The organism is Streptomyces noursei (assembly GCF_001646665.1).
Taxonomy (GTDB): domain Bacteria; phylum Actinomycetota; class Actinomycetes; order Streptomycetales; family Streptomycetaceae; genus Streptomyces; species Streptomyces lavendulocolor.
Genome location: NZ_LWBU01000110.1, coordinates 103368 through 128781, shown reverse-complemented (window position 1 = coordinate 128781; position 25414 = coordinate 103368). Strand labels below are relative to the sequence as shown.

At 70.5% G+C, this 25414-nt stretch carries 19 protein-coding genes; 8 read left to right on the top strand and 11 right to left on the bottom strand.

Annotation, left to right across the window (positions count from 1 at the left end):
* Positions 1–8 precede the first annotated feature (8 nt).
* The 4 genes from prcB to arc all read right to left on the bottom strand — a co-directional run bounded on the left by prcB (position 9) and on the right by arc (position 4938).
* Positions 9–854 carry a proteasome subunit beta gene (prcB, locus tag A4V12_RS11115; RefSeq protein ID WP_064069117.1) on the bottom strand — a complete coding sequence of 282 codons (846 nt, stop codon included), beginning with the start codon at positions 852–854 and terminating at the stop codon, positions 9–11.
* 149 nt (positions 855–1003) lie between these two features.
* Complete coding sequence (locus A4V12_RS11110; protein WP_016325855.1) at positions 1004–1222, bottom strand: ubiquitin-like protein Pup; 219 nt, start codon at positions 1220–1222, stop codon at positions 1004–1006.
* Positions 1223–1390: 168 nt separating this feature from the next.
* Positions 1391–2902, bottom strand: coding sequence for a depupylase/deamidase Dop (dop, locus tag A4V12_RS11105; RefSeq protein ID WP_079136970.1), 1512 nt, complete (start codon positions 2900–2902; stop codon positions 1391–1393).
* A gap of 269 nt (positions 2903–3171) precedes the next feature.
* Complete coding sequence (gene arc / locus A4V12_RS11100) at positions 3172–4938, bottom strand: proteasome ATPase (protein ID WP_064069115.1); 1767 nt, start codon at positions 4936–4938, stop codon at positions 3172–3174.
* A 232-nt stretch (positions 4939–5170) separates the two neighbouring features.
* Here arc and A4V12_RS11095 point away from each other — a divergent pair, with 232 nt between their 5' ends.
* A complete protein-coding gene (locus tag A4V12_RS11095; protein ID WP_064069114.1) occupies positions 5171–5482 on the top strand; it encodes a ferredoxin in 312 nt (103 codons plus the stop codon).
* Between the two features lie 4 nt (positions 5483–5486).
* On the opposite strand, the gene A4V12_RS11090 is transcribed toward A4V12_RS11095, so the two are convergent.
* From A4V12_RS11090 to A4V12_RS11080, 3 genes are all read right to left on the bottom strand, one after another.
* Entirely contained in the window at positions 5487–6074 is a 588-nt protein-coding gene (locus tag A4V12_RS11090; protein WP_064069113.1) for a hypothetical protein, read from the bottom strand.
* A gap of 206 nt (positions 6075–6280) precedes the next feature.
* Complete coding sequence (locus A4V12_RS11085; protein WP_064069112.1) at positions 6281–7168, bottom strand: tRNA (adenine-N1)-methyltransferase; 888 nt, start codon at positions 7166–7168, stop codon at positions 6281–6283.
* An 18-nt stretch (positions 7169–7186) separates the two neighbouring features.
* Positions 7187–8434 (bottom strand): site-2 protease family protein, encoded by a 1248-nt coding sequence (locus tag A4V12_RS11080; protein ID WP_064069111.1) that lies wholly within the window; start codon positions 8432–8434, stop codon positions 7187–7189.
* Between the two features lie 107 nt (positions 8435–8541).
* On the opposite strand from A4V12_RS11080, the gene A4V12_RS11075 reads away from it, so the two are divergent.
* Positions 8542–9504 carry a RecB family exonuclease gene (locus tag A4V12_RS11075; RefSeq protein ID WP_064069110.1) on the top strand — a complete coding sequence of 321 codons (963 nt, stop codon included), beginning with the start codon at positions 8542–8544 and terminating at the stop codon, positions 9502–9504.
* Between the two features lie 138 nt (positions 9505–9642).
* On the top strand, positions 9643–10314 hold the full coding sequence (locus A4V12_RS11070; protein WP_064069109.1) for a response regulator: 672 nt from the start codon (positions 9643–9645) through the stop codon (positions 10312–10314).
* A gap of 115 nt (positions 10315–10429) precedes the next feature.
* Here the strand turns inward: A4V12_RS11070 and A4V12_RS11065 are convergent, their stop codons facing one another.
* The 4 genes from A4V12_RS11065 to metH form a co-directional block, all read right to left on the bottom strand.
* Positions 10430–12019, bottom strand: coding sequence for an ABC transporter substrate-binding protein (locus A4V12_RS11065; protein ID WP_199831261.1), 1590 nt, complete (start codon positions 12017–12019; stop codon positions 10430–10432).
* 63 nt (positions 12020–12082) lie between these two features.
* Positions 12083–13681: an ABC transporter substrate-binding protein gene (locus tag A4V12_RS11060; RefSeq protein WP_064069107.1), complete on the bottom strand. Its 1599-nt coding sequence runs from the start codon at positions 13679–13681 to the stop codon at positions 12083–12085.
* A gap of 480 nt (positions 13682–14161) precedes the next feature.
* On the bottom strand, positions 14162–14863 hold the full coding sequence (locus tag A4V12_RS11055) for an HAD family hydrolase (protein ID WP_064069106.1): 702 nt from the start codon (positions 14861–14863) through the stop codon (positions 14162–14164).
* Positions 14864–15020: 157 nt separating this feature from the next.
* Complete coding sequence (metH, locus tag A4V12_RS11050; RefSeq protein WP_064069105.1) at positions 15021–18533, bottom strand: methionine synthase; 3513 nt, start codon at positions 18531–18533, stop codon at positions 15021–15023.
* Between the two features lie 237 nt (positions 18534–18770).
* Between metH and A4V12_RS11045 the strand changes: the two genes are divergently transcribed.
* From A4V12_RS11045 to A4V12_RS11025, 5 genes are all read left to right on the top strand, one after another.
* On the top strand, positions 18771–19535 hold the full coding sequence (locus tag A4V12_RS11045; RefSeq protein ID WP_064069104.1) for an IclR family transcriptional regulator: 765 nt from the start codon (positions 18771–18773) through the stop codon (positions 19533–19535).
* Positions 19536–19769: 234 nt separating this feature from the next.
* Positions 19770–20561, top strand: coding sequence for an MIP/aquaporin family protein (locus A4V12_RS11040; protein ID WP_064069103.1), 792 nt, complete (start codon positions 19770–19772; stop codon positions 20559–20561).
* Between the two features lie 32 nt (positions 20562–20593).
* A complete protein-coding gene (glpK, locus tag A4V12_RS11035; RefSeq protein ID WP_064069102.1) occupies positions 20594–22120 on the top strand; it encodes a glycerol kinase GlpK in 1527 nt (508 codons plus the stop codon).
* Between the two features lie 6 nt (positions 22121–22126).
* Positions 22127–23737, top strand: coding sequence for a glycerol-3-phosphate dehydrogenase/oxidase (locus A4V12_RS11030; RefSeq protein ID WP_064069101.1), 1611 nt, complete (start codon positions 22127–22129; stop codon positions 23735–23737).
* Between the two features lie 536 nt (positions 23738–24273).
* Positions 24274–25368: a PAC2 family protein gene (locus A4V12_RS11025; protein ID WP_064069100.1), complete on the top strand. Its 1095-nt coding sequence runs from the start codon at positions 24274–24276 to the stop codon at positions 25366–25368.
* Positions 25369–25414: the final 46 nt, after the last annotated feature.

Below are 25414 nucleotides of genomic sequence, written 5' to 3'. Positions count from 1 at the left end.
GGCAAACATCAGAGCAGCGCGGCGCGCGGGCCGTCGGGCTGTTCGAGGCGGCGCTCCAGGATCGCGCGGGCGGTCTCGGAGGACTCGGCCTCGGTGAGCCGCCGGAAGCCCTCGTCGGTGATGACCGTGACGATCGGGTAGATCCGCCGGGCCACGTCCGGGCCGCCGGTCGCCGAGTCGTCGTCCGCGGCGTCGTAGAGCGCCTGCACGACCAGCGTGATGGCCTGCTGCTCCGTCAGGTCGTCACGGTAGAGCTTCTTCATCGCGCCCCGGGCGAAGATCGAACCGGAACCGGTGGCCGCGAAGCCGTGCTCCTCGGACCGGCCGCCCGTCACGTCGTAGCTGAAGATCCGGCCCTTCTCGCGGTCGACGTCCCAGCCGGCGAAGAGCGGCACCACGGCCAGGCCCTGCATCGCCATGCCCAGGTTGCTGCGGATCATCGTGGACAGGCGGTTCGCCTTGCCCTCCAGGGAGAGCTGCACGCCCTCGACCTTCTCGAAGTGCTCCAGCTCCAGCTGGAAGAGCTTGACCATCTCCACGGCGAGGCCGGCGGTGCCCGCGATGCCCACGGCCGAGTACTCGTCGGCCGGGAACACCTTCTCGATGTCGCGCTGGGCGATCATGTTGCCCATCGTGGCGCGCCGGTCACCGGCGAGCACCACGCCGCCGGGGAAGCTGGTGGCGACGATGGTCGTGCCGTGCGGCGCCTCGATGGCGCCCTGCAGCGGCGGCAAGGTCCGCTTGCCGGGCAGCAGCTCGGGCGAGTGGTCGGCCAGGAAGTCCATGAACGAGGAGGAGCCGGGCGTCAGGAAGGCTGCCGGCAGACGCCCGATGCTACGAGGGTTGGCTTCCACGCGTTTCCTTCCGAAATGAGGCGGCGGCCCGCCGCTGCGGCGGTCGGGCCGATCATGCGTGCTGTGCACGGACCTTACCCGTGCCGTCGCCGGTCATCCGTCCCGGTGCCGACGGCTTTCGCCGGCGGCACCGGAAGGGACAACGAGCTCTACTGTCCGCCCTTTTGCACGAAGGACCGTACGAAGTCCTCGGCGTTCTCCTCGAGGACGTCGTCGATCTCGTCGAGCACGGAGTCGACGTCGTCGGACAGCTTCTCCTGGCGCTCCTTGAGGTCCTCGGAGGCCTGCGCGTCCTGCGCCTGCTCCTCGACCTCCTCGGTGGAACGTGTGGCCTTCTGCTGCCCGCCGCCGGTGTCCTTGGTCGCCATATCCCTCACCCCGCTCGGTTTGCCCGCTTGGTTCGGTCTCTCAAGATCAGACCCTACAAGGACGGTCTGACATCGGCCCTGCACTTTCTCCAACGTCCAGGGAGTAGTCCCATGATTCCCGGGAGATCTCCGGGCCAAGCGCGTTTTCGCACGTGTACTCGGCCGCGGTCAGCGGCCGGACAGCACCCGGACCAGGTCCTCGGCCGTGCGGCAGCGGTCCAGCAGCTCCTTCACGTGGTTACGTGTACCGCGCAACGGTTCCAGCGTGGGCACCCGCTGCAGCGAGTCACGGCCCGGCAGGTCGAAGATCACCGAGTCCCAGGAGGCCGCGGCCACGTCGTCGGCGTACTGCTCCAGGCAGCGGCCCCGGAAGTAGGCCCTGGTGTCCTCAGGAGGCTTCGCTTGGGCCCGTGTGACGGCGTCCTCGTCCAGCAGCCGCTTCATCCTCCCGCGGGCCGCCAGACGGTTGTACAGGCCCTTCTCGGGGCGCACGTCGGCGTACTGCAGGTCCACCAGGTGGAGGCGCGCCGCGTCCCAGTCCAGGTCGTCACGGCGCCGGTAGCCCTCCATCAGCTCCCGCTTGGCCACCCAGTCCAGCTCGCCCGCCAGGCTCATCGGGTCGCTCTCCAGCCGGCTCAGCGTGTCCTCCCACCGGGCCAGCACGTCCTTGGTCTGCTCGTCGGCGTCGGCGCCGAACCGCTCCTCGACGTACTTGCGGGCCAGCTCGAAGTACTCCATCTGGAGTTGTACGGCGGTGAGTGTCCGGCCGCTGCGGAGCGTGATCAGGTACTGGAGGGAGGGGTCGTGCGAGACCTGGTGCAGGGTGCGCACCGGCTGGTCGACGGCGAGGTCGACCGTGATGAACCCGTCCTCGATCATCGACAGCACCAGGGCCGTGGTGCCCAGCTTGAGGTACGTCGAGATCTCGGAGAGGTTGGCGTCACCGATGATCACGTGGAGGCGGCGGTACCTCTCCGCGTCCGCGTGCGGCTCGTCGCGGGTGTTGATGATGGGCCGCTTGAGGGTGGTCTCCAGCCCCACCTCGACCTCGAAGTAGTCCGCGCGCTGGCTGATCTGGAAACCGTGCTCGTGGCCGTCCTGGCCGATGCCGACGCGGCCCGCGCCCGTGACGACCTGCCGGGAGACGAAGAAGGGCGTCAGGTGGCGCACGATGTCCGAGAACGGGGTCTCCCGCTTCATCAGGTAGTTCTCGTGCGTGCCGTAGGAGGCGCCCTTGTTGTCGGTGTTGTTCTTGTAGAGGTGGATCGGCTGGGCGCCGGGCAGCTGGGCCGCCCGCTCCGCGGCCTCCGCCATGATCCGCTCGCCGGCCTTGTCCCACAGCACGGCGTCCCGGGGATTGGTGACCTCGGGCGAGCTGTACTCGGGGTGCGCGTGGTCGACGTAGAGCCGTGCGCCGTTGGTGAGGATCACATTGGCCAGGCCGATGTCCTCGTCCGTGAGCTGGCTGGAGTCCGCGGCCTCGCGGGCGAGGTCGAAGCCGCGGGCGTCCCGCAGCGGGTTCTCCTCCTCGAAGTCCCAGCGGGCGCGCCGCGCCCGGTGCATCGCCGCCGCGTAGGCGTTGACGATCTGGGACGAGGTGAGCATGGCATTGGCGTTCGGGTGGCCGGGGACGGAGATCCCGTACTCCGTCTCGATGCCCATTACTCGCCGTACGGTCATGCGGCCCTCCTTGCCCGGCGGCGTCCCCGTCCGGGAACGGCGCTCAAGTACCGCTGCTTCCGAGATGCGTGTGCGGTGCCCGTCCCCGCACTGCGCGACTGGGCGGTACGGAAGAGCCTAGAACGCCTCTGCGCTGGTGGGGAGATCAATTGCGTCATTGCTGCGGTGTCGTCGGAACGATGGCCAGGGGCCGGTGAAAGCAGCCGGCCGCGGATGCCCTCCCCCGCCGTGGGCGGGGAATTCCCGGGCACCCGCAGCCGGAATGCGATCTACAGGTACTGACCGGTATTCGCCACCGTGTCGATGGAGCGACCGGTGTCGGCGCCCTGCTTTCCGGTGACGAGCGTGCGGATGAACACGATCCGCTCGCCCTTCTTTCCGGAGATCCGGGCCCAGTCGTCCGGGTTGGTGGTGTTCGGCAGGTCCTCGTTCTCCTTGAACTCGTCCACGCACGCCTGGAGGAGGTGGGAGACCCTCAGACCCTTCTGGTTGTGGTCGAGGAAGGCCTTGATGGCCATCTTCTTCGCCCGGTCGACGATGTTCTGGATCATCGCGCCGGAGTTGAAGTCCTTGAAGTACAGGACTTCCTTGTCACCGTTGGCGTAGGTGACCTCGAGGAACCGGTTCTCCTCGGATTCCGCGTACATCTGCTCCACGACCGACTGGATCATCGCCTGGGCCGCGGCTTCCTTGGACCCATTGTGCTCCGCCAGGTCGTCCGCGTGCAGCGGCAGCGACGGTGTCAGGTACTTGGCGAAGATGTCCTTCGCGGCCTCCGCGTCCGGACGCTCGATCTTGATCTTCACATCGAGCCGGCCGGGCCGGAGGATCGCGGGGTCGATCATGTCCTCGCGGTTGGAGGCGCCGATGACGATGACGTTCTCCAAGCCCTCCACACCGTCGATCTCGGCGAGCAGCTGGGGGACGATGGTGTTCTCCACGTCCGAGCTGACACCGGAGCCGCGGGTGCGGAAGAGGGACTCCATCTCGTCGAAGAAGACGATCACCGGAGTGCCCTCGCTCGCCTTCTCACGAGCGCGCTGGAAGACCAGGCGGATGTGCCGCTCGGTCTCGCCGACGTACTTGTTGAGGAGCTCGGGGCCCTTGATGTTGAGGAAGTAGCTCTTCCCCGCGGGCTGCCCGGTCACCTCGGCGACCTTCTTGGCAAGGGAGTTGGCGACCGCCTTCGCGATCAGCGTCTTGCCGCAGCCGGGCGGACCGTACAGAAGGATGCCCTTCGGCGGCCGCAGCTCGTGCTCCTGGAAGAGGTCGGGGTAGAGGTACGGAAGCTCGACCGCGTCGCGGATCAGCTCGATCTGGTTCCCCAGACCACCGATCTTCGTGTAGTCGACGTCCGGGACCTCTTCGAGGACGAGCTCCTCGACCTCGCTCTTCGGGATCACCTCGTAGACGTAACCGGACCTGGGCTCCAGCAGCAGGGCGTCGCCGGGGCGGATGGTGATGTCCAGCAGCGGCTCGGCGAGCCTCACCACCCTCTCCTCATCGGTGTGCCCGATCACCAGGGCGCGCTCGCCGTCCTCGAGGATCTCCTTGAGGGTGACGATGTCCCCGGCGCGCTCGAACTCCATGGCCTCGACCACGTTCAGCGCTTCGTTGAGCATCAGTTCCTGGCCGCGCCGGAGCTCGTCGAGCTCGACGCTGGGGCTGACGTTCACCCGGAGCTTGCGGCCCCCGGTGAAGATGTCGCAGGTGCCGTCCTCGTTCGCCTGCAGGAAGACACCGAAGCCGGCCGGCGGCTGCGCGAGCCGGTCGACCTCCTCCTTGAGGGCCACGATCTGGTCGCGGGCCTCACGGAGCGTATTGGCGAGTCGCTCGTTCTGTGCGGACACGCCGGCCAGGTTGGTCTGCAGCTCGACGATCCGCTCCTCGAGAATCCTCGTGTGACGCGGAGAGTCGGCGAGCTTACGTCGCAGGACGGCGATTTCCTGCTCGAGATAGGCAACCTGGCCGGCAGGGTCTTCAGACCCCCGCCCCGGCCGGATGCCGCGGTTGATGTCGTCGTCGTGGGCTGCCACGGTCCTCACCTCCTCCAAGGGGAGCTGGACGCTTTCTGACCCTACCTGGGCTGGTGATGATTGAAACCCCTAGATCACAAAGACTCTCGGGGTGTGTCCGATCTTCACCCTTGCGCTCTCCCTCGCATCAGGGGGATACCCACCCATCAACATTCGAAAGCGGGCGGTTGTATCGTCGGGGTGGTCAACACCCGTCAGGGTTGGCCCGACTTACCACACCAGAGGCAGGAACATGACCGTGCAGCACGAGGCTCCGACCACGGGCGCCGGCGAGGCCCTGGAGGTCTGGATCGACCAGGACCTCTGCACCGGGGACGGGATCTGCGCGCAGTACGCCCCCGAGGTCTTCGAGCTGGACATCGACGGTCTCGCGTACGTGAAGAGCGCCGACGACGAACTCCTCCAGGACCCGGGCGCCACCACGCCCGTGCCGCTGCCGCTCCTCCAGGACGTCGTGGACTCCGCCAAGGAGTGCCCCGGCGACTGCATCCACGTACGGCGCGTTTCGGACAGGGTCGAGGTCTACGGCCCTGACGCGGAGTGACCGGTCACGCACCCGTGGCGGCGGCCGCGGCGGACCGGACGAACTTGTCGCCCTCCCACCGCCACTTGACCGTCTCCCGCTGATCGGGACAGCAGCTCGGTACGTCCGGTGAGGAGTACCCGAACAGGGTCGCCGTGACCGCCCCGTCACGGACGGCGAGCCCGCCGACGCTGCGCCGCTCGGCCGGGTCCACCAGCGTGGCCACCACGCGCGGCGCCGCCGCGGCGCCGTTGCCGGAGCCCCGGGCCAGCACGTACACACCGCTCGGCGGCGTCCCGGAACCCGCTCGGCAGTGCGCCGCCACGACCGTCTCGGGGCGGCCGTCCCCGTCGAGGTCCCCCGTCGCCCGCCGTGCCACCACGCCGGGCGCGCCGCCGCATTCGAGCGGGTAGGTCACCGCCGCGGGGTCGGGTGCGGGGGCCGGGGCGGGCGCGGCCGCCGTCCGGATTCCGCCCGTCTGGGAGGCGGTGGCGGAACCGGGCTGGAGCATCCCGGCGGCGGCGACGACCGCGGCCGTCGCCGCGGCGGTGGCGAGCCAGTGCACGGGGCGGGCGTGGGTGTGCGCGAGGTCCGGGACGGCGGAGGTCTGCACGCGGGGTGTCTCCTGTGGGCTGTGCGGTGGCGTGGCCAGCATCGTGCCATATGTCACACCGGTGCGGAACCGGGGGGTCGCGCACCGCCGGCCGTGCCCCGGTGCGCGAACGTGAGGGCGCCGCCGTCGAGTTCCCCGCAGGTGGCGGGAACTCGACGGCGGCGCCGCCGCGTTGCCGGGGTGTCGTTCCCCGTGGTCTGCCTCTGTCAGCCCTTGTTGGGGCCCTCGTAGTCCTCGCCGTACGCGCCCTTGGCGGGGCGTCGGCGGCGCATCGGGGGCTCCACGCCGTCCGCGAGGCGGCGTGCGGTGACCAGGAAGCCGGTGTGGCCGATCATCCGGTGGTCGGGGCGGACCGCCAGGCCCTCCACGTGCCAGTTGCGGATCATCGACTCCCAGGGCTGCGGCTCGGCGTAGCAGCCGATCTCGCGGATGGACTCCACGGTGCGGGCCAGCTGGGTGGTGGTCGCCACGTAGCAACAGAGGATGCCGCCCGGGACGAGGGCCTTGGAGACGGCCTCCAGGCACTCCCAGGGGGCGAGCATGTCCAGGATGACCCGGTCGACGTCGGTGTCGGAGAGGTTGTCCTGGAGGTCGCCCACGGTGAGCTGCCAGGCGGGGTGCGGGCCGCCGAAGTAGCGCTCGACGTTGCCCCTGGCGATCTCGGCGAAGTCCTCGCGGCGCTCGTAGGAGTGCAGCATGCCGCTGTCGCCGATGGCGCGGAGCAGGAAGCTGCTGAGCGAGCCGGAGCCCACCCCCGCCTCGACGACGCGCGCGCCGGGGAAGATGTCGGCGAAGGCCAGGATCTGCCCCGCGTCCTTGGGGTAGACCACGGCGGCGCCGCGGGGCATGGACAGGACGTAGTCGGGGAGCAGGGGGCGCAGCGCGAGGTAGGCGACGTTTCCCGTGGTACGGACAACACTGCCCTCGGGAGCACCGATCAGCTCGTCGTGCGGGAAGGAACCCTTGTGGGTGTGGAAATTCTTCCCGGCCTCGAGCGTGAACGTGTAGTGGCGTCCCTTGGGGTCGGTGAGCTGGACCTGGTCCCCGACCTCGAAGGGCCCGCGACGGCGGGCGGCACCGGTCGGTTCGGACATGTGACCAGTGTATGGGCTTCAGGAACCCGGCCGTGCCATGGCCTGGACGAAGGCCCGCTCGACATCGGCGGTGGACAGCACCCCGTAGATCTCGCCGGACTCCTCGACCACCAGGTACTCGGTGGCCGGAGTTGTCCGCAGCTTGTCCAGGAGCGCCTCGCCGGCGAGGTCCGCGGGAACCCTCATGCCCTCGGTGAGGTCCTGGGCGAGGCCGCCGACGGCGACCCAGGGGCGGCGGTGCTGGGGGACGCCCACGATGGCCGTCTCGCGGACGAGGGCCGTGGGCTCCCCCTGGCCGTCCACGACGACGAGGGCCCGGGCGCCGGCCTCGTTGGCGCGGCGGAGCGCCTCGGAGAGCGGGGTGTCGGACCCGACGGGGACGGCGCGCCGGGTGAGGGTGCGGGCGCGGAGCTCGGGGAGGTGCTCGCGCAGCCGCGCCATGCGGAGGCTGTTGCCGGCGCCGGTCCAGATGATGGCGGCCAGGATGGCGGCGAGGAGCGCGTCCATCACGGTCTCCAGGCCGCTGATCTCCCGGGTGTCGTTGCCGAGGGCGCCGGTGTGGGTGAGCAGCGGCAGGCCGATGAGCACGGTGACGGCGAGGGCGCGGCCGACCCAGGCGGCGGCGACCGTGCCGCTCATGGGCTTGCCGGTGATCTTCCAGACGACCGCGCGGAGCATCCGGCCGCCGTCGAGCGGGAGGCCGGGCAGCAGGTTGAAGGCGGCGACGATGAGGTTGGAGATCATCAGGCCGGCGAGCAGGACCCCGGGGACGGTGCCGGGCTCGGCGGCGTACATCGCGGCGTAGAAGGCGCCGGCCAGGACCAGGGAGAGCAGGGGGCCGACGACGGCGAGGACGAACTCGCGGCCGGGGGTCTCGCACTCCTTCTCGATCTCGGAGACGCCGCCGAAGAACTGGAGCTGGATGCGGCGCACCGGGAGCTTGAAGCGGAGCGCGGCGACGGTGTGGGCCAGCTCGTGGACCAGCACCGAGGCGTAGAAGGCGACCGCGAAGAAGAGGGAGACCAGGTAGCGGGCGTTGCCGAGCTCGGGCAGGACCCGCTCGATCTGGCCGCCGAAGACCCAGGTGATGAGGGCCGCGACCAGGAACCAGCTGGGGGCGACGTACACGGGCACGCCGAAGATGCGGCCCATCAGGATGCCGCCGCCTTCCTGTGGCCGCTGCGGCTTTCCGCTGTCGGGAGCGGTGGCTCCGGCCGGCTCGGACCGCGGGCGGGGGTGCTCGCCGCTCTCGTCGTCCTTGTTCACAGGTTCCCTTCGGTGTGAAGCGTCACACGACGATCATGCAGTGTGGGAGGGTCTGGCGTCGATGGTATGCCGCTCGGTGTCAGTGGCGGGCCGTAGGGTTTGCAACCATGACCACGAGCCCCTCCAGCTCTCCCGGACCGTCCGCCTCCCCGAGCCCGGCCGCCGGCCCCGGCGCCGCCTCCGGGACCGGCCCCGACACCGCCTCCGGCACCGGCTCCGGCACCGGTGGCGCGCCCGGTCCCCGGCCGCCCGCGTCGCTCTCGCCGTCGCGCGCGAGCGACTTCATGCAGTGCCCGCTGCTGTACCGGTTCCGGGTGATCGACAAGCTGCCGGAGAAGCCGAGCGCGGCGGCGACGCGGGGCACGCTGGTGCACGCGGTGCTGGAGCGGCTCTTCGACGATCCCGCGGTGGAGCGGACGGTTCCGCGGGCCAGGGCGATGGTGCCGGGGCAGTGGACGCGGCTGCTGGAGTCCCGCCCCGAGCTCGGCGAGCTGTTCGAGGGGGACGCGGACGGCGAGCTGCTGGCGCGCTGGCTGGCCGAGGCGGAGCAGCTGGTCGAGCGGTGGTTCACGCTGGAGGACCCGACGCGGCTGGAGCCGGCGGAGCGGGAGCTGTTCGTGGAGACCGAGCTGGAGTCGGGGCTGCGGCTGCGGGGGGTGATCGACCGGGTCGACGTGGCGCCGACGGGCGAGGTGCGGATCGTCGACTACAAGACGGGCAAGGCCCCGCGCCCGGAGTACAGCGAGGGCGCGCTGTTCCAGATGAAGTTCTACGCGCTGGTGGTCTGGCGGCTGAAGGGCGTGGTGCCGCGCCGGCTCCAGCTGGTGTACCTGGGCAGTGGCGACGTGCTCACGTACGACCCGGTGGAGGCGGACCTGCTGCGGGTGGAGCGCAAGCTGCAGGCACTGTGGGAGGCGATCGCGCACGCCACCGAGACGGGTGACTGGCGGCCGCGGCCGACCAAGCTCTGCGGGTGGTGCGACCACCAGTCGGTGTGCCCCGAGTTCGGCGGAACTCCCCCGGTCTACCCGCTGCCGGTCGTGCCGGCCCCGCGGGCGGACACCCCCTAGCCGGCCGGCCGCGGGCGGCACCGTCGGCGGAGCGCGCGGTTCCGTGTCGACACGGTGCGCGGCGGCGGGACCGGCGGAGCCGGGGTGGGGCGGCCAGGGCAGAATGGGGCCGGTCAGCTGAGCCTTGGAGGAGTACCTGTGGCTATCCGCGTCCTACTGGTCGACGACCAACCGCTGCTGCGCACCGGCTTCCGGATGATCCTGGAGGCGGAGCAGGACATCGCGGTCGTCGGCGAGGCCGGCGACGGTCTCCAGGCCCTCGACCAGGTGCGTGCGCTCCAGCCCGACGTGGTGCTGATGGACATCCGGATGCCCCGGATGGACGGTGTGGAGGCGACGCGGCAGATCACCGGGCCCGGCCGGGACGGTCCGGCGAAGGTGCTGGTGCTGACCACGTTCGACCTCGACGAGTACGTGGTGGAGGCGCTGCGCGCCGGGGCCAGCGGCTTCCTGCTGAAGGACGCGCCGGCCAATGAGCTGGTGCAGGCCATCCGGGTGGTGGCGGCGGGCGAGGCGATGCTCGCGCCGAGCATCACGCGCCGGCTGCTCGACAAGTACGCGGACCACCTGCCGTCCGGCGAGGAGCCCGTGCCGGACGCGCTGAACACGCTGACGGACCGTGAGGTCGAGGTGCTGAAGCTGGTGGCGCGGGGGCTGTCGAACGCCGAGATCGCCGCGGACCTGTTCGTCAGCGAGACGACGGTGAAGACCCATGTGGGGCACGTGCTCACCAAGTTGGGGCTGCGCGACCGGGTCCAGGCGGCGGTGTACGCGTACGAGAGCGGTCTGGTGCGCCCCGGCGCCCAGTGACCCGCCGCTCCGCGGTTCGCGGGAAGCGCGGGGCACGGAACACGCGGTTCACGGAACGCGGAAGCGGGGTGTCCGACCCGGGTCGGACACCCCGCTTCGCCGTGCGCGGCTGGGATCAGCCCTTCTTGATCTCCCAGAAGCGGAAGACGGTGGAGGCGTCCAGCGTCCACTCCAGGCCCGTGATGCCGTCGCGGGCGACCGCGTACTGCTTGCCCTGCCACAGCGGCAGGATCGGCAGGTCCTTGGCGACCAGGTCCTGGAGCTTGCCGAAGTCCTCGTCGGCGGCGGTCCGGTCGGCGGTCGCGGCGGTGCGCGGGACCAGCGTGCCGGTGATCTTGCTGTTCTCGTAGTTGTTCTGGAGGACGTTGCCCTCGCCGAAGAACGGCGTCGTGAAGTTGTCCGGGTCCGGGTAGTCGGGGACCCAGCCCTTCACGTACACGCCGTACTTGCCGGCCTTGATGTCCTTCTCGTACTGCCCGAACTCGACGGACTTGACGTCCGCCTCGAACAGCCCGCTGGCGTTCAGCTGCTTGGCGATCGCCTTGAGGGTCTCGTCCGTGGAGGGGCCGTAACGGCTCGGCGTGGACCAGAGGGTGAGCTTCACCTTGCCGTCGATGTCCGCGGAGCGCAGGGCCTGCTCGGCCTTGTCGCGCTGCGGCTGATCGCCGTACTCGTTGACGAAGGCGGTGTTGTGGCCCGCGATGCCCGCCGGGATGATCGAGTACAGCGGGGTGGCGGTCGACCGGTAGACGTCGTTGACGAGCGTGTCGCGGTTGACGAGGTACGCGATGGCCTTGCGCACGCCGAGCTTGCCGACGACCGGGTCGTCGACGTTGAACACCAGGTGCTGGACCTCGGCGCTGGAGCCCTCGATGACCTCCACCTCGCGCTCCGAGGTGGTGCCGGAGGCCTGGATCTCGGCGATGTCGGCCGCGCCGAGGCCACGGTAGGCGACGTCGATCTCGCCCTTCTTCAGGGCCGTGGCGAGAGCCTTGCGGTCGCCGTGGAAGAACTTCAGCGTCACGCCGCCGTTCTTCACCTTGACCGTGCCCCGGTAGTCGGGGTTGGGCGAGAAGACGGCCTCGCCCTCCTGGAAGGAGTCGAGCTTGTACGGGCCCGAGCCGACGGCCTTGCTGTCGTCGCGCAGCTCGCCGTCCTTGTACTCGCGGTGGTCGACGATGGAGCCGGCACCCGAGGCGATCTTGCTCGGGAAGGTGGCGTCGGGGACCTTCAGCGTGAAGACGACGGTCTTGTCGTCCGGCGTGTCGATCTTGTCGATGGTCGCCAGCAGCGGCGCGGGGCCCGCCGGGTCGTTGATCTTCAGCGCCCGCTCGAACGAGAACTTGACGTCCTCGGAGGTGAGCGGGTTGCCGTTGCTGAACTTCAGTCCGTCGCGCAGCGTGCAGCGGTAGACCTTGCTGCCGCCCTGGTCGAAGCCGCACTTGTCGGCCGCCTCCGGCTGGGGCACCGAGGCGCCCTTGGGGAAGCTGAGCAGGGACTGGAAGACGTTGTTGAAGAGCAGCCAGGAGCCCGGGTCGTAACCGGCCGCGGGGTCCGTCGCCAGGACTTCGTCGGACATGCCGACGATCACCGAGCCGCCGGAGCCACCGGCGTCGCCGCCCTTCTCCTCACCGCAGCCGCTCAGCAGGGCGGCCGCGAGTCCCGCCGCCAGCGGGGCCGTCAGCCACTTGTTGTGTGCCTTCACAGGAACCTTGCCTCTGGATCTCATCGCCGGCCGAGCCCGTGTGCGCGGCCGGGTACAGCAGGGTCAGGCGATACCTCGGGCGAGCTCCCAGAGCTGCAGATCCGAGGAGGTGTTCAGCGCCCACTCCACACCGGTCAGGTCGTCGCGCGCGGCGACGTACTGCTTGCCCTGCCACAGCGGCAGCACAGGTACGTCGGTGGCGACGATGTCCTGGATCTGCGCGAAGGCGGACGAGGCGGCGTTGCGGTCGGCCGCGCGGCGCGACTCGGGCAGGAGCCGGGTGCGGGTGGCGCTGTTGACGTAGGGGGTGTTGAGGAAGTTGTCCGCGTCGAGGAACGGCGCGATGTAGTTGTCCGGGTCCGGGAAGTCGGGGAACCAGCCGAGGCCGTACACGGCGTACTCGCCGCGCTTCTGGGCCGGGCGGAACTCCGACCACTTGGCGCCTTCGACGGTGACGTCGAAGAGCTCGGTGGCGTTGAGCTGGTCGCGCAGTGCCTTGAACTCCTCGGCGGTGCCCGCGCCGTAGTGGTCGCTGGTGTAGTGCAGCGTCAGCTTCACCGGGGTGGTGATGCCGGCCTCGCGGAGGATGGCGGCGGCCTTCTTCCCGCTCGGCTCGCCGTACTTGTCGAGGAAGGAGTTGGTGTGTGCGGTGATGCTGGAGGGGATCAGCGAGTACAGCGGGGTCGCGGTCGACCCGTACACCTTGCCGGCGAGCTGGTTGCGGTCGACGACCGCGGCCATGGCCTGGCGGACCGCCTTGTCCTTGACGGACGGCGCTTCGGTGTTGAAGCCGAGGTAGCGGATCTCCAGCCCGGGCACCTCGGTGATCCTGATGCCGGGCTTGGGGTTGTCGTTGAGGTCCTTGACCTGCTCGGGCGACATGGTCCGGGTCATCATGGATATGTCGCCGGACTCCAGGGCCCGGCCCATGGCCTCGGCGTCGTCGAAGGACCGCAGCTCCACCCGGTCGTTGCGGAGCTTGATGTCGCCCTTGTAGCGGGTGTTCCTGGAGAAGACGACCTTGGTGACGCGGTCGCCGCTGACCTCGGCCTCCATGGTGTACGGGCCGGAGCCGTCGACCTGGAAGCCGTCGCGGAGCTTGTCGGCGTCGTACTTCTCGCTGCTCAGGATGCCGGCGACGGGCGTGGAGAGCTTGTACGGGAAGGTGGCGTCGGGGCTCTTGAGGTGGAAGACGACCTGGTCGTCGCCCTTGGTCTCGACGGTGTCGATGTTCGACAGCAGGCCGGCCGCGCCGTTGTCCGAGTTGATGGTGAGCGCCCGCTCGATGGAGAACTTGACGTCCTTGGAGGTGAGGGGCGTGCCGTCGGCGAAGGTGAGGCCGTCGCGCAGGGTGCAGCGGTAGCTCTCGCTGGCCCGGTCGGTGAAGCCGCACTGGGACGCCGCCTCGGGCACCGGGGCGCCTCCGCCGCGCGGGACGTGCAGCAGGGTCTGGACGGTCTGCCGCAGGACGTTCCAGACGCCGGTGTCGTAGGCGAAGGCCGGGTCGAAGGGGGCGGAGGCGTCCTTCGTGGCGGCGAACCGGTCGGTGGTACCGACGACGATGGCGTCACCGCCGGAGCTGCCACCCGTTGCGCCGCAGGCGGCGAGCACGGGGGCGAGCAGGCCGAGCACGGCCGGCAGCACCAAGGTCTTGCGGTTCATTCTGGACGTTCTCCTCATCCGGCACTGGGTACAGCGGCGTACGGACACTCCGCCGCGTCCGCCCGGTCGGGGCGGAGCGATCGGGCCGGGATACAGAGCGATCGATCCTGTGTTCCCGGCGGCTCGGTGGGCCGGACGGGACACGCGGAAACTGCGGCGAAGTTCTCGGCAAGAGATTAGTCGGCGCCACCAGGGGCACAGGAACGGGGCCGAGTTGAGGTCACATCGGACAGTGATCAGTAATGCACACGGGTCGATCACTATGCGTCGGAAGGATTCGTACACCCCTCCATCAATCAGGACACATGGACGGGTCCGTAGCAGCGCCTTTAGGGCATGTGCACCTTTCCGGCCATGCGTCGCAGGCCACGCTGAGTGACGAAGGTCACTCCTCCGGCCTCTGGTGACGGTCACGGAAAAGGCATGCTCCGGCGCCCTCGGTTTACCGCGCTATTTCCGCGGCACACCCTGGGTGCATGGTCAGTTCATTCGCGTGATCAATGTCCGCAGAAAACGCAGGTCGACTTCTTCCAGCGATCCCACGACGACCCGGCCCGGGGCCGGTGCGATGGGCGCGACGGACGGTACGGCGACCACGCGGCAGCCCGCCGCCTCGGCGGCGGCGACGCCCGTGGCGGTGTCCTCGATCACGGCGCATCTGCCCGGCTCGGCGCCGACCCCGCGGGCGGCGAGCAGGTACGGGTCGGGGTGCGGCTTGGTACGGGCCACCTCGTCGCCCGCGACGGTGAGTGTGAACCGGTCGCGGCCGAGCGAGTGGAGCACCCGGTCGATGATCCGCCGGTGCGAGGCGGAGACCAGCGCGGTGGGGACGTCGTGCGCGGCCAGTTCGGCGAGGAGCCGCTCGGCGCCCGGCATCAGCGGGACACCGCGCCCGATGCGCCGCTCGAACCGGTCGTTGAGCAGCACGGTGAGCTCGGCGAGGGTGATGTCGGCGCCGGTGGCCTCGATGAGGTAGCCCGCGCTGCGGGTCATCGGCCCGCCCACGACCACGTCCCGCCAGGACTCGTCGAGGGTGTGGCCCAGTTCGCCGAAGACCTCGACCTCCGCGTCCCACCAGAACCCTTCGGTGTCGACGAGCGTGCCGTCCATGTCGAGGAAAACCGCCTGGAGGGCGGAACCCCCGGCCGTGCGGGTCAAGGACGCGGGGACCGTACTGGTCATCGGCACACCTCCACGAGGGGACGAGAAGGCCGACCGCTCTCCCCGGTGGGACGTCCCGGCGGGGACGTCCGCGGCGGACCCCGCCGGGGATCCGCCGGGATGCGCGGGGAGAGCGACCGGCCTGCACTGGACCGACCAGTGTACGTCGCGGCGCTCGTCAGCGCGCGTTGAAGTACTTCGCCTCCGGGTGGTGGATGACGATGGCGTCGGTGGACTGCTCCGGGTGGAGCTGGAACTCCTCGGAGAGGTGGACGCCGATCCGCTCCGGCCGGAGCAGGTCCGCGATCTTCGCCCGGTCCTCCAGGTCGGGGCAGGCGCCGTAGCCGAGCGAGAACCGCGCGCCGCGGTACTTCAGGGCGAACATGTCCTCCACGTCGGCCGGGTCCTCCCCCGCGAAGCCGAGTTCGGCGCGCACGCGCGCGTGCCAGTACTCGGCGAGGGCCTCGGCCAACTGGACGGACAGGCCGTGCAGTTCGAGGTAGTCGCGGTACGAGTCGGAGGCGAACAGCTCGGCCGTGGCCTCGCCGATGCGCGAGCCGACGGTGACGACCTGGAGGCCGACGACGTCGGTCTCGCCGGACTCCTCGGGGCGGAAGAAGTCCGCCAGGCACAGCCGGCGGCCGCGGCGCTGGCGCGGGAAGGTGAAGCGGGTGCGCTCGTTGCCGCTCTCGTCCAGGAGGATGAGGTCGTCGCCCTTGGACACGCACGGGAAGTAGCCGTAGACGACCGCCGCCTCCAGCATGTTCCCGGTGTGGAGCTGGTCCAGCCAGCCGCGCAGCCGCGGACGGCCCTCCGTCTCCACGAGCTCCTCGTACGTCGGGCCGTCGCCCGCGCGGGCCTGCTTCAGGCCCCACTGGCCCTTGAAGAGGGCGCCCTCGTCCAGCCAGGAGGCGTACTCCTTGAGCTGGATGCCCTTGACGACCCGGGTGCCCCAGAACGGCGGGGCGGGCACGGGGTTGTCGGTTGCCACGTCGGAGCGGACGCCGCCCTCGGGGGCCGGCTCGTCCACCACGGCGCCCGCGGTGGGCCGCACGCGCCGCTGCTTGAGCTCCGGCAGGGTGGCGCCGGGGACACCGCGCTTGACGGCGATGAGGGCGTCCATCAGCCGCAGGCCCTCGAACGCGTCCCGCGCGTAGCGGACTTCGCCCTGGTAGATCTCGTGCAGGTCCTGTTCGACGTACGCGCGGGTGAGGGCGGCGCCGCCGAGGATGACCGGGTACTTCGCCGCCAGGTTGCGGGCGTTGAGCTCCTCCAGGTTCTCCTTCATGATCACGGTCGACTTGACCAGGAGGCCGGACATGCCGATGACGTCGGCCTTGTGCTCGTCCGCGGCTTCGAGGATGGCCGAAACCGGCTGCTTGATGCCGAGGTTGACGACGTTGTAGCCGTTGTTGGACAGGATGATGTCGACGAGGTTCTTGCCGATGTCGTGGACGTCGCCGCGCACGGTGGCCAGGACGATGGTGCCCTTGCCGTCGTCGTCGGTCTTCTCCATGTGCGGCTCCAGATGGGCCACCGCGGTCTTCATCACCTCGGCGGACTGGAGCACGAACGGCAGCTGCATCTGGCCGGAGCCGAACAGCTCACCGACGACCTTCATCCCGTCCAGCAGGGTGTCGTTGACGATGTCCAGGGCCGGACGGGTGGTGAGCGCCTCGTCGAGGTCGGCCTCCAGGCCGTTCTTCTCCCCGTCGATGATCCGGCGCTTGAGCCGCTCCTCCAGCGGCAGCGCGGCCAGCTCCTCGGCCTTGCCCGCCTTCATCGACTTGGTGTTGACGCCCTCGAACAGCTCCATCAGCCTCTGGAGCGGGTCATAGCCCTCGGTGCGCCGGTCGTAGATGAGGTCGAGGGCGCAGGTGACCTGCTCCTCGTCGAAGCGGGCGATCGGCAGGATCTTGCTGGCGTGCACGATCGCCGAGTCCAGCCCGGCCTTGACGCACTCGTCGAGGAAGACGGAGTTCAGCAGGATCCGGGCGGCGGGGTTCAGGCCGAAGGAGATGTTCGACAGACCCAGCGTGGTCTGCACGTCCGGGTGACGCCGCTTCAGCTCCCGGATCGCCTCGATGGTGGCGATGCCGTCCTTGCGGGACTCCTCCTGGCCGGTGCAGATGGTGAAGGTCAGGGTGTCGATCAGGATGTCGGACTCGTGGATGCCCCAGTTGCCCGTCAGGTCGGCGATCAGCCGTTCGGCGATCGCGACCTTGGTCTCGACGGTGCGGGCCTGCCCCTCCTCGTCGATGGTGAGCGCGATGAGGGCGGCGCCGTGCTCCTTGGCGAGCGCCGTGACCCTGGCGAAGCGGGACTCGGGCCCATCGCCGTCCTCGTAGTTCACCGAGTTGATCACCGCGCGGCCGCCGAGCTTCTCCAGCCCGGCCCGGATGACCTCCACCTCGGTGGAGTCCAGCACGATCGGCAGGGTCGAGGCGGTGGCGAAGCGGCCGGCCAGCTCCTCCATGTCGGCGACGCCGTCCCGGCCGACGTAGTCCACGCACAGGTCCAGCATGTGGGCGCCCTCGCGGATCTGGTCGCGGGCCATCTCCACACAGTCGTCCCAGCGACCCTCCAGCATCGCCTCCCGGAACTTCTTCGAACCGTTGGCGTTGGTCCGCTCGCCGATCGCCATGTACGCGGTGTCCTGGCGGAAGGGCACGGTCTGGTAGAGCGAGGCGGCACCCGGCTCCGGGTGGGGCCGGCGCTCGGCCGGGGCGAGGCCGCGGACCCGCTCGACGACCTGGCGCAGGTGCTCCGGCGTCGTACCGCAGCAGCCGCCCACCAGCGACAGCCCGTACTCGCGCACGAAGGCCTCCTGGGCGTCCGCCAGCTCCGGCGCCGTCAGCGGGTAGTGCGCGCCGTCCTTGCCCAGCACCGGCAGGCCCGCGTTGGGCATGCAGGACAGCGGCACGCGCGAGTGGCGGGCCAGGTACCGCAGGTGCTCGCTCATCTCCGCCGGGCCCGTGGCGCAGTTCAGACCGATCATGTCGATGCCGAGCGGCTCCAGCGCGGTGAGCGCCGCGCCGATCTCGGAGCCGAGCAGCATGGTGCCGGTGGTCTCGACGGTGACCGAACAGATCAGCGGCAGGTCGAGGCCGGCGATCTCCAGGGCGCGGCGGGCGCCGAGGATCGCGGCCTTGGTCTGGAGGAGGTCCTGGGTGGTCTCGACGAGGAGGGCGTCGGCGCCGCCGGCGATCAGGCCCTCGGCGTTCTGCTGGTAGGCGGCGCGGAGGGTGCCGTACGCGACGTGCCCCAGGGTGGGCAGCTTGGTGCCGGGGCCCATCGAGCCGAGCACCCAGCGCTGACGGCCGTCACCGGCGGTGAACCGGTCAGCGGTCTCGCGGGCGATCCGGGCACCCGCCTCGGACAGCTCCAGGATGCGGTCGGAGATGTCGTACTCGCCGAGGGCGGAGAAGTTCGCGTTGAAGGTGTTGGTCCCCACGCAGTCGACGCCGGCGGAGAAGTACTCCTCGTGGACCGTGCGGACGATGTCGGGCCGGGAGACGTTGAGGATCTCGTTGCAGCCCTCCAGGCCCTCGAAGTCCTCGAGCGTGGGGTCCTGCGCCTGGAGCATCGTGCCCATGGCTCCGTCGGACACGACCACGCGGGAGGCGAGCGCCTCCCGGAGGGCGGCGGCGCGGGTCCTGCTGTCAGCGGAAGGGGTCGGCGACGAGGCCATGGATGAGCTCCCAGGGATGCGACGGCTGTCGGCTTTGCGCCCTCGGGGGGAGGGCGCACCGGGCCAGAGTAACCGCGTACCCGCCGGGGCGGACATCTTGTTCCAGGTGGTGGGACGGCATGCTGGGGCGGCGTCCTCCGTTCGCACGCACCGCCGGGGGGAGTCGGCGATGTGGCTCAAGGTCGACAACGACCGATAGTGTTCAGCATTGTCGAACTGAGGGAGAAAGGCCGGGCGATGCCGAAGAACATCCAGTCGCTGGAACGAGCGGCAGCGATGCTGCGACTGCTCGCCGGCGGCGAGCGCCGACTCGGACTGTCGGACATCGCGTCGTCGCTGGACCTGGCCAAGGGTACGGCGCACGGGATCCTGCGCACCCTCCAGGCGGAGGGCTTCGTGGAGCAGGACCCCGCCTCCGGCCGCTACCAGCTCGGCGCGGAGCTGCTGCGCCTGGGCAACAGCTACCTCGACGTGCACGAGCTGCGCGCCCGCGCCCTGGTGTGGACCGACGACCTGGCCCGCTCCAGCGGCGAGAGCGTCCACCTGGGCGTGCTGCACCAGCACGGCGTGCTCGTCGTGCACCACGTCTTCCGGCCCGACGACAGCCGCCAGGTCCTGGAGGTCGGGGCCATGCAGCCGCTGCACTCCACGGCACTGGGCAAGGTCCTGTCCGCGTACGACCCGGTGGCGCACACGGAGGTCCTGGAGGTCGAGCGCAAGGCGTACACCCCGCGGACGGTCACGGACCTGGAGGACTTCGAGGCGGTGCTCGACATGACCCGGGCGCGCGGCTGGGCGGCGGACGTGGAGGAGACGTGGGAGGGCGTGGCCTCGGTGGCCGCCCCCATCCACGACCGGCGCCGCATGCCGGTGGGGGCGGTCGCCATCACGGGCGCCGTGGAGCGGGTCTGCGACGACGGGGAGCTGCGCCAGGAGCTGGTGGCGGCGGTGCGGGACTGCGCCCGCGCGGTCTCCCGGGATCTGGGCGCCGGGCGCTTCTGACGCCTCGGGCGCATCATCGGTAACGAACGAGTTTCGGCCAACAGAACTCTTGACGCCACGTTTACCAGGGGGCAAAACTGCCGTTCATCGGTCGGCATTGTCGAACACCTACCGGCAATACGCGCTAGAGTGTGGCAACGCCAGGAGGCCGGTTAACGCCCTCACCTGAGGGCGCGGACCACCGGAGGGACCCGGGGTTCGCCTTCCCCTGGACGAAGGACAAAGGAGTCGCGGGTGTCCAGCTCCGACATCTTCATCGGCGAGATCATTGGTACCGCCGTACTCATCCTGCTCGGCGGTGGCGTGGTCGCCGCCGTCGTACTCAAGCGCTCCAAGGCGCAGAACGCCGGCTGGCTGGCCATCACCTTCGGGTGGGGCTTCGCGGTCCTGACCGCCGTCTACATGACGGGCTCGCTGTCCGGCGCCCACCTCAACCCCGCCGTCACGGTCGGCATCGCGATCAAGGACGGGGACTGGAAGAACGTCCCGGTCTACTTCGCGGGCCAACTGCTCGGCGCCATGATCGGCGCGGCGCTGGTGTGGATCGCCTACTACGGGCAGTTCCACGCGCACCTCACCGACCGCGAGATCGTGGGCGACCCCGCCGACAAGGCGATCGAGGGCCCGCACAACGAGTCCGCCGGCAACGCCGGCCCCGTGCTCGGCGTCTTCTCCACCGGCCCCGAGATCCGCAACGTCTGGCAGAACCTGGCCACCGAGATACTCGGCACCGTCGTGCTGGTCCTCGCGGTCCTCACGCAGGGCCTCAACGACAGCGGCAAGGGCCTGGGCGTGCTCGGCGGTCTGATGGTCGCGTTCGTCGTGGTCTCCATCGGCCTCTCGCTCGGCGGCCCGACCGGCTACGCCATCAACCCCGCCCGTGACCTCGGTCCGCGCATCGTGCACGCCCTCCTCCCGCTGCCGAACAAGGGCGGCTCCGACTGGGGCTACGCCTGGATCCCCGTCGTCGGCCCGCTGATCGGCGGAGCCCTCGCCGCGGGTATCTACAACATCGCGTTCGCCTGAGCCGTCCTTCTCACACACTTACGGGAGCAACCGTGACCGACGCACACACCGCCGGCCCGTTCATCGCCGCCATCGACCAGGGCACCACCTCCAGCCGCTGCATCGTCTTCGACCGCGACGGACGCATCGTCTCCGTCGACCAGAAGGAGCACGAGCAGATCTTCCCCAAGCCGGGCTGGGTGGAGCACGACGCCGCCGAGATCTGGACCAACGTCCAGGAGGTCGTCGCCGGCGCCATCGAGAAGGCCGGCATCACCTCCGCCGACGTCAAGGCGATCGGCATCACCAACCAGCGCGAGACCACGCTGCTGTGGGACAAGAACACCGGTGAGCCCGTCCACAACGCCATCGTCTGGCAGGACACCCGCACCGACGCCCTCTGCCGGGAGCTCGGCCGCAACGTCGGCCAGGACCGCTTCCGCCGCGAGACCGGCCTGCCGCTCGCGTCGTACTTCGCCGGCCCGAAGATCCGCTGGATGCTGGACAACGTCGAGGGCCTGCGCGAGCGCGCCGAGCGCGGCGACATCCTCTTCGGCACCATGGACTCCTGGGTCATCTGGAACCTCACGGGCGGTGTGGACGGCGGTCGCCACGTCACCGACGTCACCAACGCCTCGCGGACCATGCTCATGAACCTCCACAACATGGAGTGGGACGACAAGATCGCCCAGTCCATGGAGGTCCCGCTCACGGTCCTGCCGGAGATCCGCTCCTCCGCCGAGGTCTACGGCCACGTCAAGGGCGGCGTCCTGGACGGCGTCCCGGTCGCCTCCGCGCTCGGCGACCAGCAGGCGGCCCTCTTCGGCCAGACCTGCTTCTCCGAGGGCGAGGCCAAGTCGACGTACGGCACCGGCACCTTCCTGCTGCTGAACACCGGCGAAAAGATCATCAACTCCTACTCGGGTCTGATCACCACCGTCGGTTACAAGATCGGCGACCAGGCCCCGGTGTACGCCCTGGAAGGCTCCATCGCCGTCACCGGCTCCCTGGTGCAGTGGATGCGCGACCAGATGGGCCTGATCAACTCCGCCGCCGAGATCGAGACGCTCGCGTCCTCGGTCGAGGACAACGGCGGCGCGTACTTCGTACCGGCCTTCTCCGGCCTGTTCGCCCCGTACTGGCGCTCCGACGCCCGCGGTGTGATCGCCGGCCTCACCCGGTACGTCACCAAGGCGCACATCGCGCGCGCCGTGCTCGAGGCCACCGCCTGGCAGACCCGCGAGATCACCGACGCCATGACGAAGGACTCCGGCGTCGAACTGGCAGCGCTCAAGGTCGACGGCGGCATGACCTCCAACAACCTGCTGATGCAGACCCTCTCGGACTTCGTGGACGCCCCCGTGGTGCGCCCCATGGTCGCCGAGACGACCTGCCTCGGCGCCGCCTACGCCGCCGGCCTGGCCGTCGGCTTCTGGCCCGACACCGACGCGCTGCGCGCCAACTGGCGCAGGGCCGCCGAGTGGACCCCCCGCATGGACGCTGACAAGCGTGACAGCGAGTACAAGAACTGGCTCAAGGCCGTCGAGCGGACCATGGGCTGGATCGAGGACGAGGAGTAAATCGACATGACCACCCTGCAGAGCGTCCCCTCCCTCGGGACGCACCCGGCTGCCGGTTCCCTGCCGAGCCGTGCCGAGACGCGGGAGCAGCTCTCCAAGGCCACCTACGACCTCCTGGTGATCGGCGGCGGCATCCTGGGCATCTCCACGGCCTGGCACGCCGCGCAGTCCGGGCTGCGGGTGGCCCTGGTGGACGCCGGCGACTTCGCCGGCGCCACCTCCTCCGCCTCCTCCAAGCTCCTCCACGGCGGTCTGCGCTACCTGCAGACCGGCGCGGTGAAGCTGGTCGCGGAGAACCACTTCGAGCGCCGTGCGGTCTCCCGCCAGGTCGCCCCGCACCTGGCCAACCCGCTCACCTTCTACCTGCCGGTCTACAAGGGCGGACCGCACGGCGCCGCCAAGCTCGGCGCGGGCGTCTTCGCCTACTCGGCGCTCTCCGCCTTCGGCGACGGCGTCGGCCACCTCCTGAGCCCCGCCAAGGCCGCCCAGGACGTGCCGGAGCTGCGCACCGACAACCTGAAGGCCGTGGCCGTGTACGGCGACGACCAGATGAACGACGCCCGCATGGCCCTGATGACGGTCCGCGCCGCCGTCGACGCGGGCGCCACCGTCCTCAACCACGCCGAGGTCACCGGACTCCGCTTCACCAAGGGCCGGGTCACCGGCGCCGACCTGCGGGACCGCACCAGCGGCGACGAGTTCGGCGTCGACGCCCGCCTGGTCCTCAACGCCACCGGCCCGTGGGTCGACCACCTGCGCCGGATGGAGGACCCGAACGCGGCCCCCTCCATCCGCCTCTCCAAGGGCGCGCACCTCGTCCTGAAGCGCACCTCCCCCTGGAAGGCCGCGCTCGCCACCCCGATCGACAAGTACCGCATCACCTTCGCCCTCCCCTGGGAGGACATGCTGCTGCTCGGTACCACCGACGAGGAGTACGAGGGCGACCCGGGCGAGGTCGCGGTCAACGAGCAGGACATCACCCAGATCCTGGACGAGGCCGCGTTCTCCATCCGCGACCAGCAGCTGTCCCGGGACCTGATCACCTACTCGTTCGCCGGTCTGCGGGTCCTTCCCGGCGGGCCCGGCGACACCTCCAAGGCCAAGCGCGAGACGGTCGTCACCGAGGGCCGCGGCGGCATGCTGTCGGTGGCCGGCGGCAAGTGGACGACCTTCCGCCACATCGGCCGTACGGTGATGAACAAGCTGGCGTCCCTGCCCGGCCACCCGCTCGGCGAGGACATGGAGCCGATCTCCCGGCTCCCGAAGAAGCTGCCGCTGCCCGGCATAGCCAACCCGAACGCGGTGGCCCACCGGCTGCTCGTCGACGGCGGCACGCCCGGCCCGCGCATGGCCGCCGACACCGCCCGCCACCTGGCCACGCACTACGGCTCGCTCTCCTTCGACATCGCGCGCCTGGCCAACGACGACCCGCAGCTCGCCGAGCGCATCCACCCGGACGCGCCGGAGATCTGGGCCCAGGTCGCCTACGCCCGCGACCACGAGTGGGCCGAGACCGCGGACGACGTGCTGCGCCGCCGCACGACCCTGACCATCCGGGGCCTGGCGACGGACGAGATCCGCACCCGGGTCGAGGACGTGCTCGGCAAGAAGGCCTGACCGTACGGACCGGGCCACGGCCCCGCGGTCATGAGGGCGGCTCCCCCAGGGGGGCCGCCCTCGCCGTGCGTCCGCCGCACCGCGGGCCCGGCCGCCGGCCACGGTCGGCGGACCGGGCGCATGGTCCGGTCGCCGGGCCGGTCAGCGGTCCGGTCGCCGGGCGCACGGCCCGGCCACCCGTCAGCGATCCGGCTCCCCCGCCCCGCCGGGCAGCCCGGCACGGCGGCCCGCACGGCCGTCGGGCGGGCGGGCGGACCTCCGGGCGGGTGAACCGGCCGCCGGGGGCCGGGAGTTCCACCGGACCACCGTCGGGGCCGCCGCCGGACCACCGCCGGCGCCGCGGTGCGCGGCCCCGGCCCGCCGCCCGGCGGGCGGTGCCCGCGCGAACCGGCCGCCTTCCCCCCGTGTTTCCCCCGGTCGTCGTGGGTAGTGGCTCCCGGTCGGAACAGCATTCATCCCCGTACGGGGGCTGCGGGCGGGCCTCCGGAAAGCCGTAAGGTTGGTCCGTACGCACGGAACTTCGGAAGGAGGCCTGGGTGATCGAGCTCGAGGGGGTACCCGAGCTGATCGACCCGGTCATGGTGGCCGCGTTCGAGGGCTGGAACGACGCCGGCGACGCCGCCTCCACCGCGGTCGCGCACCTGGAACGGGAGTGGAAGGGCGAGGTGTTCGCGGCGCTCGACGCCGAGGACTATTACGACTTCCAGGTCAACCGGCCCACGGTGTACCTGGACGGCGGAGTACGGAAGATCACCTGGCCGACCACCCGGCTCTCGGTGGTCCGGGTCGGCGGTGACAAGCCGCGCGACCTGGTACTGGTGCGCGGCATCGAGCCGTCGATGCGCTGGCGCTCGTTCTGCAACGAACTGCTCGGCTTCGCCCATGAACTGGGCGTCGAGATGGTGGTGATCCTGGGCGCGCTGCTCGGCGACACCCCGCACACCCGGCCGGTCCCGGTCAGCGGCGTCACGTCCGACCCGGACCTCGCGCGCACCATGGACCTGGAGGAGACCCGGTACGAAGGCCCGACGGGCATCGTCGGCATCCTCCAGGAGGCGTGCACGCACGCGGGCGTGCCGGCGGTCAGCCTGTGGGCGGCGGTGCCGCACTACGTGTCGCAGCCACCCAACCCCAAGGCGACGCTGGCGCTCCTCAACCGGCTGGAGGACCTGATCGACCTCCGCATCCCGCTGGGTGAGCTGGCGGAGGACGCGCGGGCCTGGCAGGTCGGGGTGGACCAGCTGGCGTCCGAGGACAGCGAGGTGGCGGAGTACGTCCAGACCCTGGAGGAGGCGCGGGACACCGCGGAACTCCCCGAGGCGTCGGGCGAGGCCATCGCGCGCGAGTTCGAGCGGTACCTGCGGCGGCGGGACGGCGGGCCCGGCCACGCGACCGAGTCCGGCGACAGCTCGTACCTGCGCGACACCTCCAGCGGGCGGACCCGTCCGCCGAAGCCGCCGAAGGCCGAGGAGGCGGGCACCGGCGCCGGTGACGGCGCCTCCACGGACCCGCAGGACGCGCGGGACCTGCCGGGCGCCGGCGAGGCGCCGGGCGCACCGGAGACCCGGGACGCCGGGGGCGCACCGGACGCGCCGGACACCCCGGACACCCCCGGTCCCTCCGAGGACTGAACCGGACGCTCACGACGGCGGGGCGGCACCTGACGATCAGGTGCCG

Bases quoted from the DNA above. Each gene is read 5' to 3' on its own strand.
- A4V12_RS11110 (WP_016325855.1), bottom strand. From the start codon at position 1,222: ATGGCGACCAAGGACACCGGCGGCGGGCAGCAGAAGGCCACACGTTCC.
- dop (WP_079136970.1), bottom strand. From the start codon at position 2,902: ATGACCGTACGGCGAGTAATGGGCATCGAGACGGAGTACGGGATCTCC.
- A4V12_RS11095 (WP_064069114.1), top strand. From the start codon at position 5,171: ATGACCGTGCAGCACGAGGCTCCGACCACGGGCGCCGGCGAGGCCCTG.
- A4V12_RS11085 (WP_064069112.1), bottom strand. From the start codon at position 7,168: ATGTCCGAACCGACCGGTGCCGCCCGCCGTCGCGGGCCCTTCGAGGTC.
- A4V12_RS11075 (WP_064069110.1), top strand. From the start codon at position 8,542: ATGACCACGAGCCCCTCCAGCTCTCCCGGACCGTCCGCCTCCCCGAGC.
- A4V12_RS11060 (WP_064069107.1), bottom strand. From the start codon at position 13,681: ATGAACCGCAAGACCTTGGTGCTGCCGGCCGTGCTCGGCCTGCTCGCC.
- A4V12_RS11055 (WP_064069106.1), bottom strand. From the start codon at position 14,863: ATGACCAGTACGGTCCCCGCGTCCTTGACCCGCACGGCCGGGGGTTCC.
- metH (WP_064069105.1), bottom strand. From the start codon at position 18,533: ATGGCCTCGTCGCCGACCCCTTCCGCTGACAGCAGGACCCGCGCCGCC.
- A4V12_RS11045 (WP_064069104.1), top strand. From the start codon at position 18,771: ATGCCGAAGAACATCCAGTCGCTGGAACGAGCGGCAGCGATGCTGCGA.
- A4V12_RS11030 (WP_064069101.1), top strand. From the start codon at position 22,127: ATGACCACCCTGCAGAGCGTCCCCTCCCTCGGGACGCACCCGGCTGCC.